Below are 14101 nucleotides of genomic sequence, written 5' to 3'. Positions count from 1 at the left end.
TCAGTGCTTACTGGAAGTCGTCTTCCTCGGTTTTCACGAAAAAACCAATCACTTCCTTACTGAGTTTGGTCAGGTCAGAAGGACTGAGGTCATAAACATCATTTTCAGACATCGTTGGTGTGGTAATACGTGGGGCAAGTTTGGCCAAGGTGTCCACATCAAGTTGTAATACGTTGACGAGCGTTAAACCACGAAGGGCACGGGTTTTGGGTTTGCGAATGACAATTTCGGTAATGGTCTGTTCACCACGTTTAAAACCATCGTCAAAATTGATCGTGATCATGTTCGGGTCTTGAATCGCTTCTTGGTTTTGCTGTTGTGTTTCAGTGGTCATGTAAATTACTCATTAGAAATGGGAGGGGAAAATACCTGGTCTTATAGACCAAGCAATTTTTTGATTTCTTCAGCGACATTGGTTGAACCAAAAATCTCGGTACCATTGACAAAATCCAGTTCGACTTCAACGACTCCATCTACTTCCATACGGTAGTAGGTGTAGTTGTAAGACATTTTGATTTCTGTCTTTTCACCATTTTTGGATTCACCAGGATCAAGTTCGATGGCTTGGCCACGGGTATAGATTTCTACTGTTTGGGTGGTGCAATTGTCTTGACGCTCATAGACTCCGACATAACGAACTGGCAAATCTGAAGTACCGCAGACACCGAGCTGACGGTACTGTTTGACATCAAAGCCGGCATAGACAACTTCACCTTCAAGCTTTTCATAGCCCATTGACAAGGCAATATCACCAATCATGCCTGCGCCACGATAGTCTTCCGTTTTCTTGGTAATTTTGGGAATGGTGACGCTTTCAGCGACCCCAGCCCATGAGTGTGTATCTACAAATACATTAAAGTTTTTGAGCGTACGTGGAAGCATGGCTTAGATTCCTTCAGTGGTATTTGCGCCATTAATCATTTGAGCAAAGTCAACTAAATAACGGTCGGTAATACGTTGGTTTAATCCCAGGTTTTCAAGCGTAGGGACAGGGGTGTAGTCGTAGTCAATCCACATCAGTCCTTGCGATAACTGCTCGACTGAATTTTCAGCTGGGTCGTACCAGACCGATGCACCAATCAAATGCTTGGCATCGACATGTTCACGCAACTTGGCATTAATCGAGTCAATAATATCTTTGGCCAGAAAAGGGGTCAGCGGTTGGTCTACGAAAGGAAAACAGCCATTAATAATGGTGTCCAATAAGAACTGGGCTGTACGTGTCGCCACTTCAAAGGAAAAGCGAATGTCATCTGAACAGTTACGGTTGCCCCAAAAGCGAAAACCTTGATGCTGAATCATGGTGGTGATGTCGTGGCTATTTAAATAGCCGGCATCGGTGTCAGGATCTTCTAAATCCCAGGTAATGGGTTGACTGATCCCCGTTGGACCAGCTACCGGAATATTGGATAGAGATTTATGCCATCCTACTTTTTGGTCAGTTTCGGCACGTAATGCTGCAGCTGCTACAGCAGCAGTGAAAATGCCTTTTCCATAGTTATAAGTCATCAGGCTTAGACTCCTTCATACATGGTTTTGCCCAAAGTGATAAGCTCTATAGGACTCGTAAAAGGCAGTCCGCTATAGCGATCTCTAAGCAGAGGGAACAGGTCATTTTCTTGGGATGGATTCTGTTTCAATACTAAACGGATCGTATCTTTTTCTAAGTCACCCTTATTACCGCGAATGGTATTGGAATCAGGGGTGAAGAAATGGGCAATACCTCCACCACCGCCAGAGACGCTAATATCAGGATAGGAAGATAAAATATCTCTGACAGAATTAATGAAAGCATCTGTGGTATTGCCCGGTTCTGGAACCGTAATGGTTTCATTAGTTTCTAACTTCTCACCATTACGATAAAGATCATAAGTCAGTGAAGTATGAAGCAGATCAACGGCCATTGATTGAAGTGAAATTTCAGTAAAATCTAAATCTGGATCACTACTGCCCAGGAAGACATTGCCGCTGGTCCATTCAGGCCAAATCAATTCAACTTCACGAAATGCAAGCATGTTGCGGAAATTCACCACAGCTTCAGCCGATTCTAAAACTGCACCAGCAGCATCGCGTGGTGTGATATAGGAATAGGCACGTAGCTTCTTGCAAATGGCGCCGATGGTATTGGCAATATCAATGGTTTCTGCATCAGGAACGCAAATAATTTTGGGAGTAATTCCCAGGATTGATTTAACTGTCAGTAAGGCTTGAAGTCCTGTACGCAGACCAAAGTTATTGGTGGTACCAATCACTGCAGATTGATCGAAAATTTCTCCCAAAGGATTATTAACCCGGATCACTACCAAAGTAGGTGAGGTAATTTGAGAAATAATTTCGAGGTTTTTACGCAGGTTGCCAGTTGTACCGGCTTTAGGTAAAACGCGATTAATTGAGGTGACCAGGACAGGGGTATCCAGCGGAAAGGTGTCTTCATCTGCATCATCAGCGAAGGCAAGCATTGCAATAACGGCAGTGGCTGCATCGCGAATCGGGATTTTTCCTGAAGCTGTTTCTCGGCCTGTAATACCGTGGTGAAACTCAGTCATTGTTTAGACTCCAAAAGGGTTTGTGCTTTTAGAGTCATAATGAATTGAGGACTTTTAATATTCTATGAGCAAAATCCTGTTTAACGCTTAATCAGGATTTTATAAAAAGTAGTTATTCAATTCTCAACCAAGCTGCAATTGTGATGGAAGGTTGTACAATATTGAACGGTTTACCGCCACCCACTTCTGTTGTTTCAAGTGTGAAGTTTTTAGGGGGAATACTGCCTTTCAAGACATCGTTGTAGTCTGCACTTGTGGTTGCTCCATTTGAACGCAAATCTTCAACTTTATGTTTATGAGCTACAAGCTCTTCTAAAGTTTGTAGATGCTTATATTCCCCTCCAGAGCTGCCAATAGTTTTCATGAAAGCAGGAGCATCAGTATTTGTAATTGCAGCCTGCGTGACTAGAACTTGACCATCACCGAATTGTTCCCATACACCAAAATTTTTATGTGCTGCAACCGCATCAGAATCAGCAAAAGTCAAAGTCGTGATGAACAGATCACCGACTTTTACATCTTCTTTATTATTGATGGCTTCCATCAACTCGTTAAATTTTTCTAATACCCATGCTTTATCTGCTGAAATGATCATCGGGTTGATTTCAATCAGTGCTTGCGCACCTGCAGTGGCTTTAATGTCGATCACCAATTCAAGTTCACCACCGCCACCTTCTGCAATCACTGGTTTGTATGCCCCATGATAATTGCCGATATATACCAGTTTTCCTGAAGCATCTTTTAAGCCGATTTCATGAATATTAAAACCACCCACATTGGCGGGGATAATGGCTGAAACAGTAGCAATATTATTTTCAACGTTAACTTCACGAATTTCGATAGCAGCGGTTTGATGAACGAGCTGGGTTAAGTTCGTATGGTCAATGGGTTGGTACGGTATACCATTTGCATCACCGATCACCATCTGGGTCAATGTGATGGATTGCAGATCATGGGCTGCAGCAACGAGTTCTGCACCATATTGGGTGAGTGTGACGTAATATTTTACAGTCATAAGGGATTCCCTAAAGTTAATTAGCTAAAGTTTTATTGAGTTCAAATTGGGAGAGCAGATCGGACAATTTTACAAACTGTTTTGATTCATCTGAGTTAAAAATACTGTTAGACACGGATTCAATATATGCTTCAGCAAGTAGCGAAATTGCTTGGTTAGATGATGAAACGTTTGAAATGATTTTTTGCGTAATTGCACTGTAAGATAAAGTTTGTTCCTCTGGAACTGTTTCAGGAATCTGTTTAGAAGTAATGTATGCAGTACAGTAACCCGTAGAAGTCGTATTACAGTTATTATATTGCTGCCCACCCGAATCAACTAAGTATCCACCATGACGGATCTCAAAAGAATTGGCTCCAAGTTGTGCAATATAAGCATTTGAATATACAAACTTTGACCCAGTACTTATTGCATTTTGTTCAGCAAAATAGATATAGAAGTCATTGATTACTTCTTCAGGTGTTGTACGGTAATAGGCATCTGAGTTCCAATATGGAGAAACATGTAACCGGAAAGCATAGCCTGAAAACGGAGGGGGTGGTGGGGTATATTTAATCTGGCTATTTGGATTGTCCAATGTCCAAGTAGTTACTCTAGTCAACTGTTGAATTGCATCTTTTACAGCTTGCCATTGCTGCATATCGGCATCACTTAATGATCGAATAATTGCTTCAATTAAATTTAAATCGGCATGGCTGTTATAAATATTAAAACTATCAGATGATGTTGCTGTAAATGTAGCTGTACCTGCGCCATTGAACTGAATAGAGTTGTCTACAATCCAAAAAAAGGGATCTGAATAAGTACTTAAATATACTTTTGTACCAGAGGTGACCGAACCTGTAAGGTAAAAATCACAGACTGTTTTTACTTTGGCTGAAATGGAATAGTTATCTCGGACGGATTTGGTCGCATCAATGGCGGTATGAACTTGTAATAACTGTTCAATTGAAAGCAGATATTGAGGGCTAAGAATGACCACAAAAGTAAATGGCTTTTGTGGTGGATTAAATTCATACCATGCTTTTAGTTGATAATTGTCGACGACGGTACTGAGGAGGCTGGAGATGGATGATCGTGTGCCGCGCCCAGCATTAAAAGACTCGCTTTCACGGATGGCATTTCGCTTGTCTTGTTCGTTCCAATCGGGCTGCCAATATTCAACCCGGTGTTCCCACGCAAGCCAAGGCAAATGAGGTACAGGACAACGATCGATACTATGTAAATCCACAAAAGGGACTGGAATGAGGGAAATTTTTTCACCAAGCTGCTCGATATTTTTTTCTAGTTTTGTGGCATTTCGAGGGAGAAGATTAGACATCTGTAAACTCCACGATATTGATATTAATAGCCGTGCATTTTGAATAACGGCTCTTTGGTAGGACAATATCGGATGCTGGGCTATTTAAAATGACATTTTGAACACCACCCTGGTGCAAGGATCGAAATAATCCGCTCCGCGTCACGTCATAGCCCAATGAAGAAATTTTTTCGATGTATAAATTTACATCCGCTTCAGCAGCAGCTTTGACCACGGCAGAGTCGGGACCAGGAAAAAGGACCAAGGTCGCATTGAGTTGCCATTCTTCCACCGTCGCAGCTTTGACATGAACCTGGTCGGTAAATGGCCGTCGGGTATCTGGATCTAAACTCTCATCGACCCGATCAAGTAAAGTTTGTGGGGCAATCGCATCAATATGGCTTTGTACCCAAATATTGACATGACCTTCTTTAGGGGTTTCGACAGAAATATCTTTGACATGCCCATGTGCACTTAAACCCCAAAACTGATAAGCACCGACTGAACCTGCAGACATGCTTTCAGGCTGTAAATGCACCCGTCGACGTAAATCCTCATCTGACTCCATCACCGCTTCAATCGGGGGAATGGCATTGGGCTGAGCAGGAATGATGGTTTTTCGATATACATCACGGTTGGCAGCCAGATGGTCTAAATCAGATTTGGTGGCATAGGCCAACATCAATGCTTTTGCCGTAGCATTCATTTGACCAGTTTTTAAAAGGAAGCGATAGGCAAAGGTTTCCAATAGCTTAACCAAAGGTTCACTCTCAAAATTAAGGGCATCGCTAAGTTCTGGATCTCTTGAAATTAACTCCTGCTTACATGTTAAAAGCTCTGCTTCAAAATCTAACTGCTGAAGAACATCTGGAAAAGGTAATGAGGATAAATCAACACGGTTCATGGTGCTCATGCAGCTGCTCCAAATGTATAGCTCTGTTTGAAAGTTTGATCTTGGTTATATTGCGAATAAGTGCCGATGAGTGTGACATCCCAGCCATTCTGACTATCAGTACTACTGACCTGAACCTGCTTAATCTTAAGTCGTGGTTCAAAGCGAATAATGGCTGTAGCTGAGGCATTCATAATTTGTAATTTGGTGATGTCATTGCAGGGCTGATCAATTAAATGCGGTAAAAGTGAACCGTAATTTCGTCGGCATATACGGGTTCCGATTAAAGTACTTAAAATGTCGTGTAGAGATTGCTCAAGGTGGGCAGGCAATTGTCCATCATCACGAATGGTTTTTCCTGTGTACCGTGACATTCCTTTAATCATTAGTCGCACCTCCAGTTGGAATGGGCTGCGTTGTTTGTCCTGGTCCATTCATGACATTGCCATGAGGGTGATCCAGAAGACTGATTGCTTGGGCTAAAACATCTTCGGCCGATGAAATGGCTTTTTCGGCATGCACGGTGCCAGTAAAGATTGTTTCCTGTACATCAAAAGTGCATTTATTTAATTTGAATACGGCCTCTCCGGATTCAATATTGACACTTAAAAAATATTCCCCAATCTGTACAAAAACTTCATTCGGATCGGTACTTGGGGGAGGGAATGCATCAGAGAAAAGGCTGATTTGGGGGACTGCACTGGTGAGTTCACCACCTTGGGCTGAGACAGAATATTGCTCTCCTAACGATGGGCATCGCCAAACTTTGACGACACCTGCAGCCATCGTTGGAATGGGAATCCAGTCCGTTTCATTTTCATCAATTTTTAGGCGAATTTTCCATGCTGAAGCATCGATAGCGATCACGGTACCAATGCTAGAAAGGTTTTGAAATTGTCTTGAAAGTTGATTCGTCATGCTCATACAAACGTAAATTGCCCATGACCGAAATCATGGGCAATTTGATTTTAAAGTGCGAGGATTGGAATCCTGTTTAACGCTTAATCAGGAATTTTAAAATTGGTAATAATCAGCTCTTTTCCGTTATTTTCATCATGGGTTTTGCTGTTTAATGACCAACGGATTTGTTTGGTGTGAAAATAAAAGCCATCAAATAACTCGCGTACTTCCGGTACATCATTCAGGCTTAAAATAAATTTACCTTTAATATTTTTCAGTAACTCACACAATTTAATGAAATCATCACGGCTAAAAATATCTTTGCCATAATACTTTTCACAGTTGTAGTACGGTGGATCTAGATAGAACAAGGTGTCCTCACGATCCATTTTTTGAATCAAAACATCATAGTTGCGATTTTCAATAGTTACTTTTTGCAGACGTTGATGAATTGCTGAAAGAACAGTTTTTAAGTCATCACCCAGTTTCAAAGATGGTGGACGTTCTACATGAGAAAAGAAATTCGGCTCGGCAACTTTTGCCCCAAAGCAGGTGCGTAGCAAGTAATAAAAACGCGCTGCGCGTTGAATGTCGGTCAATGATGAATTCTTCTCGGCTTTTAAGCGTTCAAATTCATCACGACTGATCAGCTGAGTTTCAAATTCCTTTTCTAGTGCCTCAGGATGATATTTGAAAACCCGGTATAGATTAATTAAATCCCCATTCACATCATTGATGGTTTCAAGTGTGGACGCTGATTTCTTAAATAAAACCCAACCTGCACCGCCAAACACTTCGCAGTAATGCTTATGTTCGGGCATCATCTCGATAATGGTACGTGCCAGTTGTGATTTACCACCCAACCAACCAGAAAAAGACCGACCAGAAGCGTTATAAGTGGGCTGATTTAAAGTGTTAGGTTTAGTTTCCGGGGACATGTGTCAACTCCGTTGGTAGCTCTAGGCTATCTAACCTTACGCTCTAGGCGTTCCAATGATTTAGCACTCGACATCGAGGGCATTTGATTTCAAGTTTTACTGTGAGTTTTTCTATGCGGCACAGTAATTTTCCGCATTTACATCTAAGTTCAACCATTCTTGTTTAGAGTTAAAAGTTAGAGGGTGAAATCATGAGCAATTTTTTTTAAAGATGCGAGGTATGCAATCCTGTTTAAGGTTTAATTAGGAATTTCATAAATCTGAAATTATTCAGAAAGTATCAAAGCTTTAAACGTAAAAAAACCGCTGAATTAGCAGTTTGTCTACAATAGTTTTATAAACGAGATGCTGTCTCGACCACCATGTGGATGGTCGAGATGCGTACTTTGTCAGGAAGGGGTTGTCAAGGGGTATTTACGATACTTAATCTAAAGGTTTTCGCTTGAGTTAGGTAGTTGGAAATAGACTCTTTATAAATGGCATTTTCATTGTTGTGTGCATTTTTTTCAATAAAATCAATTAAATAGTAGTAATTGCATCCATTGTGCTTGAAGTACGAATAGACAAGGTATGTATTACTTGTACATTCCCACTGAGGCTTTGTGGAGCCATCAGAATACTCCCATGCAGAATTTTCTTCACGATAGTGTACATGTTGAATTTCTTCTTTTCGTGCTTGATAGTTTTTGGTATCAAATCGGTCACGACCAAAATAGTATGAAGTACTTTCGGTTTTTTGCTGGAAGTGATTAGCAGGTCGGGGATGTTCTTTATCGTTACTATTTACTTTATAGTATTCAAAATCTTCTAAAATGAAATTGTAATTTTGATTATTTTTAAGTTTATCTGAAACGTGGAACTGGATGGTTAAAGGTGTTGGTGTCAAGTGGTATCTCCATAGTTAACATTTGGCCTCCTGTCGCTTAGCTACAAGTTCGGCAGTGTTTTGAACAGCAATAGAATGTGCTATTCGAATCCTAACCAAAGCTTCCTCTCTATTTACTTGCTGACGATTGGGGCGTGAATTTACTTTTTTACTCATAGTTGTCATTTTATAATGACCTCATTTTGCGAACTTATATATGCGTAAAACTAGTGCATAAAGTCGCCATATTGGATTTGGTGTTTTCGAAAATACTTTTTAATATTAAAGTATTACAATCATTTTTTATGCTTGATTGCTAAGCACTTGTCTGAATTTTAATCCATAGGAATGTACCTCACTAAAAAACCAAATTACATAATATGCTGAAAATAAAAAAATTGCAAATAGAGGGATTTAGCATCAATTAATGGTCATAAAGCCTAAAATTATTAATTCAATCCACTTTTTATCTTCTTCATTAAAACCAACCAATGCACGAATTGGATAGTTGGTGGCTTTTGCATAACGACTAGGCTTAATGGTTTTACCTTGTTGATGTACTTCAGCGATGGTAGCCGTCCTTCCACCAAAACCAACGGTTGCATGATCTGCAGAATATTCAGTTTTTAGTTCTTTACCGATATTTTGGAATAAATCGCCTTGACGCTTTATATTTCCGATCTGATTACGTTTCCGTGGAATAAATCGGTGGCCATCTGGATCTCGCTGCAGTTTGATTCGATCACGATGACGTACCCTTAGACCTTGAGCCAGACGTCGCATCAGTTCTCGTCGCTGTGCCGGTTCAAGGCGCAGCGCAATCTGATCAAGCCAATGCTCTAAACCTGCATAGGCATCCATTATTCAGTTCCTGCAGGTACAAATTTTCCAAATTTATCGCTCCAGACCATTTCAGGACAAATATGGTACCCATTTTCATCCATCACGATTTTATCGCGTTGTGGAAAATCAATCTCAAGATCAAAGGTATTGGCATCAATAATTTCACTGCTAAATGAAATTTGAACATCTTGGCCTGTTGCATCTAAATGCAGTTTTTTAGACTTGAGCCATTCCCGAATCAGCATAATCACTTCAATCGGGTCACTGCGATAATCCAGAAATAATAGCCGAGCTGTATATTCCATATAGCCCTTTGCCTGAGTCCCATTTACGATAAACAGATGACATTTATCTGCAGTCATAAAGGGTAGTTTTTCTTGCAGATAGGGCTTTAGCGGAATTAAGGCTTGCATGACTTACGATCCTTCAGCAAATTTTTTATATGCATTTGCTAATTTGATATCGTAATTATTTTTTGCATAAGCCTTGCCGTTGTAGCCAAGTGCAAAAGCTTTCCAGTCTTTGTTTTTAAGGGCATTTATAAGATTATTTACAGTGATATACCGGCACATGGCATCAAGTTGAGAGGCTTCATCTTTATACATTGCATTGATAAATGCTTGTAGTGAAGTATAGCCCAAGGACTGCCAGTGATAGCCCATCACTTGACCAATGCCCCATGAACAGGACTCAATGGCGGATTCACGATGATATTCAGCAGCTGCTGCTAATCGGCCATGTTGAGCGGAATATAGGCCATATGCACCCGATGATTTATTACAGAGGTCTGGTCGTTTAATTGCCATCTTTTCGGCAAGGCTAAAAAGCTTATTGGTCATTAAACGCTGACGCATAACATGACGTTCAAATAAAATCACCGGCGTATTATCTGGATTGAATCCTGAACCTTGACATTCCACTTCATGAATGGCTTGAAGAGCTGCAGTTTCAATCCCCAGTTTTTCGGCCTGTTGCTGGATTTGTTCAATAGTGAGTTTTTTTGACATTTCTCTTTTCCTATTTAAACATGGCAATGAAAGCTGCTTTTACTTCAGCAATGATTTCATTCAAAGCTTTACCTTTCAGCAGCTGTAAAGATTGATACCAGATACCAATCAGCAACATGCCAAATACGGCAAAAATCAGCATCACAAAACCTTGTGACTGCATTGAATATTTGGTGAGGTCATAATATTCAATAAAAGCAGATCCACCGTATAAGCTAATGGCAACACTAATCGCAAATTTTAAAATCACGCCGATGGTAATTTTGATTCGCCCTTGAGTATCGATATCACCGCTTAAAATCAGCGCTAAAATTGCCCCGAGAATTGCTGCAATAATTTTTAAAAGCCATGGTAATCCCTTTATGGAAATAGGATCATTCATTGGTTTCCCCTAAGTTAATCCCAAAGTTTCAGTGAGGGAGTACTTTGTCCTTGAGTCGCTTCAGGCAAAATAACGGTTTGATGCTCATCTAAAAATGTTTCATGCAACTCAGGATTTAATTCAATCAATGCAGCTAAGACTTGCACCGGATTGTCTTTGAAATAACGGTATGCAATGGCATCTAAAGTATCGCCCTGTATGGCATTGACTGTACTCATACCAGTTTGACTCGGTTACGTTTTCGATTCGTCAGATCAGCAATGGTGTGATTTACAATTCGACGTAGCGATTGCGCTTTTGCCTGTTGATTTTCACCACGTGATTGACCATTTGTTGTTGTGTCGAAATCCAGATTCTCTTCACCAATTAATGCTGCTGCTTCATAGCAGACAGCACGTTTGTATTTGCGAATTTGGGTTTCAGTTGCTATTTTCAGTAAAAGGACCTGGTCATTGATGGTGTCCATCGCTAACAGGATTTTTTCTGTAAGTAGAGGTTCGCCCTTGGACTGGTCTAAACGCACCGTACCCAATAAATCTTTAATACTGACATTCGGGCGTTCTGGATCAGGATTTTGGACTTCGCTATTGGGTACAGAGGCGTTTAACAGCATTTCATTTACTCCGCTGACGAACTTGTGTCGGTAGACTCATTAGAGTCGGTGGACGCAGGAACTGACGCATCTGCTGCCAAGGCAGTAGGTGAATCAGCCTGCGAGCCGACAGTGGCGTCGGGAGACGACCCGGTTGTTTGCTTATTCAATAGTTTTTCCAGGGCTATTACTTCTTTTTTACAGCCGACTTTACTATTGAGTCGCAAGGCATTTTTATAAGCATTGAGTGCTTCGATCGGTTGGGCTTCTTTTAAAGCATCCCCTAAAGCACGATAAATTTTGGCACGGGCCTGATCCACCATTTGTTCACCGACACCCAGCTCAATGATTCGTTTAATCAATTCAGCATGTGCAATCGCGAGCTCTGGATCATTATTAAAATCTTCAGCACATTGTTCAGTGACAAATTCGGCAATATTTCTGCTATATCCTTCAGGCATGACCATGTCATTTAAAAGGGTATATTCAGCGATACGAACAGCTAAAGCATATTCACCGGCATCGACGGCCCAAATCATTAACGTCACAAGTGTAGTATTTTGTGCAGATGGAGAAACTGCCAAGCAGCCATCGATATAACCTAAATATTCAGGCAGCCATTCAGTTTTTTTGGCAATTTTTTCCTGTGTTGATTTGGTGTCATGCAACTCGTTCAGGTGATTGAACAAACGCAGTTCAATATTTGCCGCTGGAGAGGTTGGAGCCAAGCTGACTGCTCGATCCGCTTCCGGTGCACCAGGATCAATGCCCATAATCACTGTTTTCTTGCGTAAACGCGGATCTTGGCTTTGAGCTGATTTAATAGCTTTCTCAGCCAGTTTACGTTCACGGCTTTGACGCATGGAATTTGACATTAGGCTTCTACCTCAATGTTTTCAAGCAGCACACATTTCGAATAGTCTTCAACCACAAAATCTTCATTCACGGACTGGAAGTCGACTGCACGATCCCATTCAGGCTGTTCGACAATAGAGCGAACCAACGTGCCAGACTGCATATAAATCGAAAGATTGTCCGGTGTCGTGATCAGAATCGTTTTTGCCGGGAATTTGGGTACATGTAAAGCCGGTAAGGTACCGAGCTGCTTGTTGGCATAAATTGTTCGCGCTGCAAGCTGTTCAGTTGGATCTTGGATGGTATTCAGCAATGGCAAGTATTTATCACTCAAAATGCCACGGCCACAAATAGCCACTAATCCGCTTTCGCGATGTTGTTCAGCGATATATTCTTCTACGGCAAACTCAACCAGCCCATCGACGGTTTTAAACTCATTTGCTTCGCCAATTTTAATCACCAAATGGCCGGTGCCACCATCGACACCTTCATAATGCTGCTCAGGTGCGTTATCACGAATTTTTTGCAACCAACCTTTTTTTACATCCTGTAAAAGGGGGTTGGCGACACGGTCAGAGGTTGGGGCACGATATAATCCGTTAAAACCGATACACAGTTTGTCTAAAGCAATGGCTTTAATCACCATCGCTTGGAGTTTGGTTTTAAAGTCTGGATGATGCTTCCATGCATTCAGTAATGACCAGTAATACGCCACGTCATAGTTGGTTTGAGTACAATCATACTCATCCAGTAAATCTAGTGAACCGACTGCAACGGGTGAGCGAGCTTTAACCCGGGTGTCTGTGGTCCCTGCAACGGTCGTCCCCACTTGCAGACCAATTTTTTCCCCTTTGGCATTATCAACAGGGAAAATATTAATTTGCTTTAAAAAGTCTGCTGTTTCTTGATAAGCCGCAATAATTTTTTGTTCAGGTACAGGTTGAACGGCAAAGGTGTGTTTTGCATCTTCAACATTATTTGCACGTGCAATATCTGCGATATATGACGAAAGTTTAGTACGTGCAATGGGATTTAGAACGACTGCCATAATTGAAAAATTCCTTATTTAATTAGTATGAAACTTGGTCAGTATCCCCACCGCTTGAAGCAGGTGGATTGTTGACAGGCGTTGTTGAAAGTTGGGTGAGTTGAGTCTGTAAAGATTGGATAGACTGTAAAATTGGAGCAAGTGCCTGACTTAGTTGATCTTGTTCCGGAGTGGCAGGTACTTGCGTATTTTGGGTAACCGGAGCTGTAGGGGCGGCAACAACAGGTGGTGGTGTTAAAGCATTAAATTTTTCATTGAGTTCTTTAATCCCCGATAAAGCAGTGACCAAGCCTTGGGTAACTACAGCCTGAAAATCGTCAGGCTGAGCTGCCGGTTTGGGTTGACCTGGTGTAAGCATGGTTTTTAACTGCTCGAAAAACCCTTTTTGATCATTGGGAACAGAATTGTTCTGTTCAGTCGGTGCTGCCGGAATGGACATATAAATCTCCGCATTGGGTTGAGTGCGTAAGGCAAATTGATTAACTGAAAATTTGATGGGTTCTGTACCAAGTGAAGCAGGGGTATCCGTCAAACCAAGCCCCACTTGATAGGCAATTCCTGTCCCGGCAAAGTTGCGATAAAACTCAATCGATGGATAAATTTTCTGACCGTTTTTATTCATGGCCACAAAATTGGGTAGAGCAGAAAGGGTGTTATAAAGTGACCACTTGCCATCTTCCTGTACGGCTTCAACTTTGATGATGTCGCCATAGGCATTGAAGGGTGGTTCGGGGGACCACCCAGAAAAATGCTCGAGATTGATTCGTGCACCATATTTTTCCAGACTGTAACTTGAACCCATTTGCTGAATTTCTTGTCCAGTGAGTTCCCGTCCATCGACTGTTTGACCTTCACGTGCAACTCGAAAGCGTTTTTCAACGCGCCCTTCACCTGCAAGTCCCATACAATTTTCCATCT

21 protein-coding genes are annotated in these 14101 nt (G+C 41.4%); all 21 read right to left on the bottom strand.

Annotation, left to right across the window (positions count from 1 at the left end; all coding sequences use genetic code 11):
• Positions 1-7: 7 nt before the first annotated feature.
• The 21 genes from B9T26_RS10710 to B9T26_RS10610 all read right to left on the bottom strand — a co-directional run bounded on the left by B9T26_RS10710 (position 8) and on the right by B9T26_RS10610 (position 14087).
• Positions 8-334 (bottom strand): phage tail assembly protein, encoded by a 327-nt coding sequence (locus tag B9T26_RS10710; RefSeq protein WP_086199684.1) that lies wholly within the window; start codon positions 332-334, stop codon positions 8-10.
• A gap of 41 nt (positions 335-375) precedes the next feature.
• Positions 376-882 (bottom strand): phage major tail tube protein, encoded by a 507-nt coding sequence (locus B9T26_RS10705; protein ID WP_086199683.1) that lies wholly within the window; start codon positions 880-882, stop codon positions 376-378.
• Positions 883-885: 3 nt separating this feature from the next.
• A complete protein-coding gene (locus B9T26_RS10700) occupies positions 886-1509 on the bottom strand; it encodes a phage tail sheath subtilisin-like domain-containing protein (RefSeq protein WP_086199682.1) in 624 nt (207 codons plus the stop codon).
• A 5-nt stretch (positions 1510-1514) separates the two neighbouring features.
• A complete protein-coding gene (locus tag B9T26_RS10695; protein ID WP_086199681.1) occupies positions 1515-2546 on the bottom strand; it encodes a hypothetical protein in 1032 nt (343 codons plus the stop codon).
• A gap of 112 nt (positions 2547-2658) precedes the next feature.
• Entirely contained in the window at positions 2659-3561 is a 903-nt protein-coding gene (locus B9T26_RS10690) for a phage tail protein (protein WP_086199680.1), read from the bottom strand.
• Between the two features lie 16 nt (positions 3562-3577).
• A complete protein-coding gene (locus tag B9T26_RS15825) occupies positions 3578-4882 on the bottom strand; it encodes a phage tail protein I (protein WP_227518803.1) in 1305 nt (434 codons plus the stop codon).
• On the bottom strand, positions 4875-5774 hold the full coding sequence (locus B9T26_RS10680) for a baseplate J/gp47 family protein (protein WP_086199679.1): 900 nt from the start codon (positions 5772-5774) through the stop codon (positions 4875-4877). Before B9T26_RS10680 ends, B9T26_RS15825 begins: the two co-directional genes overlap by 8 nt.
• Positions 5771-6127, bottom strand: coding sequence for a GPW/gp25 family protein (locus B9T26_RS10675; RefSeq protein ID WP_227518802.1), 357 nt, complete (start codon positions 6125-6127; stop codon positions 5771-5773). The genes B9T26_RS10680 and B9T26_RS10675 overlap by 4 nt, the downstream gene beginning before the upstream one ends.
• A gap of 4 nt (positions 6128-6131) precedes the next feature.
• Entirely contained in the window at positions 6132-6671 is a 540-nt protein-coding gene (locus B9T26_RS10670) for a phage baseplate assembly protein V (protein ID WP_227518801.1), read from the bottom strand.
• Positions 6672-6754: 83 nt separating this feature from the next.
• On the bottom strand, positions 6755-7591 hold the full coding sequence (locus B9T26_RS10665) for a DNA adenine methylase (RefSeq protein ID WP_086199677.1): 837 nt from the start codon (positions 7589-7591) through the stop codon (positions 6755-6757).
• A gap of 43 nt (positions 7592-7634) precedes the next feature.
• On the bottom strand, positions 7635-7748 hold the full coding sequence (locus B9T26_RS16000) for a Com family DNA-binding transcriptional regulator (protein WP_086199676.1): 114 nt from the start codon (positions 7746-7748) through the stop codon (positions 7635-7637).
• Positions 7749-7994: 246 nt separating this feature from the next.
• On the bottom strand, positions 7995-8477 hold the full coding sequence (locus B9T26_RS10655; protein WP_086199675.1) for a type II toxin-antitoxin system YafO family toxin: 483 nt from the start codon (positions 8475-8477) through the stop codon (positions 7995-7997).
• A gap of 399 nt (positions 8478-8876) precedes the next feature.
• Positions 8877-9317 (bottom strand): phage virion morphogenesis protein, encoded by a 441-nt coding sequence (locus B9T26_RS10650; protein WP_086199674.1) that lies wholly within the window; start codon positions 9315-9317, stop codon positions 8877-8879.
• Positions 9317-9712, bottom strand: a complete 396-nt coding sequence (locus B9T26_RS10645) for a phage tail protein (RefSeq protein WP_086199673.1) — start codon at positions 9710-9712, stop codon at positions 9317-9319. The genes B9T26_RS10650 and B9T26_RS10645 overlap by 1 nt, the downstream gene beginning before the upstream one ends.
• Before the next feature lie 3 nt (positions 9713-9715).
• Positions 9716-10306 carry an N-acetylmuramidase family protein gene (locus B9T26_RS10640; RefSeq protein ID WP_086199672.1) on the bottom strand — a complete coding sequence of 197 codons (591 nt, stop codon included), beginning with the start codon at positions 10304-10306 and terminating at the stop codon, positions 9716-9718.
• Positions 10307-10316: 10 nt separating this feature from the next.
• Positions 10317-10688, bottom strand: coding sequence for a hypothetical protein (locus B9T26_RS10635; RefSeq protein ID WP_086199671.1), 372 nt, complete (start codon positions 10686-10688; stop codon positions 10317-10319).
• A gap of 14 nt (positions 10689-10702) precedes the next feature.
• Positions 10703-10906, bottom strand: a complete 204-nt coding sequence (locus B9T26_RS10630; protein ID WP_086199670.1) for a tail protein X — start codon at positions 10904-10906, stop codon at positions 10703-10705.
• Positions 10903-11301, bottom strand: a complete 399-nt coding sequence (locus B9T26_RS10625; RefSeq protein WP_086199669.1) for a head completion/stabilization protein — start codon at positions 11299-11301, stop codon at positions 10903-10905. The genes B9T26_RS10630 and B9T26_RS10625 overlap by 4 nt, the downstream gene beginning before the upstream one ends.
• 5 nt (positions 11302-11306) lie before the next feature.
• Positions 11307-12155: a phage terminase small subunit gene (gpM, locus tag B9T26_RS10620; protein ID WP_086199668.1), complete on the bottom strand. Its 849-nt coding sequence runs from the start codon at positions 12153-12155 to the stop codon at positions 11307-11309.
• The gene (locus B9T26_RS10615; RefSeq protein WP_086199667.1) at positions 12155-13183 is read right to left on the bottom strand and encodes a phage major capsid protein, P2 family; all 1029 of its coding nucleotides are present in this window, start codon (positions 13181-13183) and stop codon (positions 12155-12157) included. The genes gpM and B9T26_RS10615 overlap by 1 nt, the downstream gene beginning before the upstream one ends.
• 22 nt (positions 13184-13205) lie before the next feature.
• Positions 13206-14087, bottom strand: coding sequence for a GPO family capsid scaffolding protein (locus B9T26_RS10610; protein ID WP_086199666.1), 882 nt, complete (start codon positions 14085-14087; stop codon positions 13206-13208).
• Positions 14088-14101 lie beyond the last annotated feature (14 nt).

It is taken from the genome of Acinetobacter sp. ANC 4169 (assembly GCF_002135355.1).
Taxonomy (GTDB): Bacteria; Pseudomonadota; Gammaproteobacteria; order Pseudomonadales; family Moraxellaceae; genus Acinetobacter.
Note: the sequence above shows the minus strand (reverse complement) of the source record. Positions and strands in the feature narration are given on the sequence as shown.

Coding starts and splice junctions, on each gene's coding strand:
- B9T26_RS10710 (WP_086199684.1), bottom strand. CDS start 334: ATGACCACTGAAACACAACAGCAAAACCAAGAAGCGATTCAAGACCCG.
- B9T26_RS10705 (WP_086199683.1), bottom strand. CDS start 882: ATGCTTCCACGTACGCTCAAAAACTTTAATGTATTTGTAGATACACAC.
- B9T26_RS10700 (WP_086199682.1), bottom strand. CDS start 1,509: ATGACTTATAACTATGGAAAAGGCATTTTCACTGCTGCTGTAGCAGCT.
- B9T26_RS10695 (WP_086199681.1), bottom strand. CDS start 2,546: ATGACTGAGTTTCACCACGGTATTACAGGCCGAGAAACAGCTTCAGGA.
- B9T26_RS10690 (WP_086199680.1), bottom strand. CDS start 3,561: ATGACTGTAAAATATTACGTCACACTCACCCAATATGGTGCAGAACTC.
- B9T26_RS15825 (WP_227518803.1), bottom strand. CDS start 4,882: ATGTCTAATCTTCTCCCTCGAAATGCCACAAAACTAGAAAAAAATATC.
- B9T26_RS10680 (WP_086199679.1), bottom strand. CDS start 5,774: ATGAGCACCATGAACCGTGTTGATTTATCCTCATTACCTTTTCCAGAT.
- B9T26_RS10675 (WP_227518802.1), bottom strand. CDS start 6,127: ATGTCACGGTACACAGGAAAAACCATTCGTGATGATGGACAATTGCCT.
- B9T26_RS10670 (WP_227518801.1), bottom strand. CDS start 6,671: ATGACGAATCAACTTTCAAGACAATTTCAAAACCTTTCTAGCATTGGT.
- B9T26_RS10665 (WP_086199677.1), bottom strand. CDS start 7,591: ATGTCCCCGGAAACTAAACCTAACACTTTAAATCAGCCCACTTATAAC.
- B9T26_RS16000 (WP_086199676.1), bottom strand. CDS start 7,748: ATGGTTGAACTTAGATGTAAATGCGGAAAATTACTGTGCCGCATAGAA.
- B9T26_RS10650 (WP_086199674.1), bottom strand. CDS start 9,317: ATGGATGCCTATGCAGGTTTAGAGCATTGGCTTGATCAGATTGCGCTG.
- B9T26_RS10645 (WP_086199673.1), bottom strand. CDS start 9,712: ATGCAAGCCTTAATTCCGCTAAAGCCCTATCTGCAAGAAAAACTACCC.
- B9T26_RS10640 (WP_086199672.1), bottom strand. CDS start 10,306: ATGTCAAAAAAACTCACTATTGAACAAATCCAGCAACAGGCCGAAAAA.
- B9T26_RS10635 (WP_086199671.1), bottom strand. CDS start 10,688: ATGAATGATCCTATTTCCATAAAGGGATTACCATGGCTTTTAAAAATT.
- B9T26_RS10630 (WP_086199670.1), bottom strand. CDS start 10,906: ATGAGTACAGTCAATGCCATACAGGGCGATACTTTAGATGCCATTGCA.
- B9T26_RS10625 (WP_086199669.1), bottom strand. CDS start 11,301: ATGCTGTTAAACGCCTCTGTACCCAATAGCGAAGTCCAAAATCCTGAT.
- gpM (WP_086199668.1), bottom strand. CDS start 12,155: ATGTCAAATTCCATGCGTCAAAGCCGTGAACGTAAACTGGCTGAGAAA.
- B9T26_RS10615 (WP_086199667.1), bottom strand. CDS start 13,183: ATGGCAGTCGTTCTAAATCCCATTGCACGTACTAAACTTTCGTCATAT.
- B9T26_RS10610 (WP_086199666.1), bottom strand. CDS start 14,087: ATGGGACTTGCAGGTGAAGGGCGCGTTGAAAAACGCTTTCGAGTTGCA.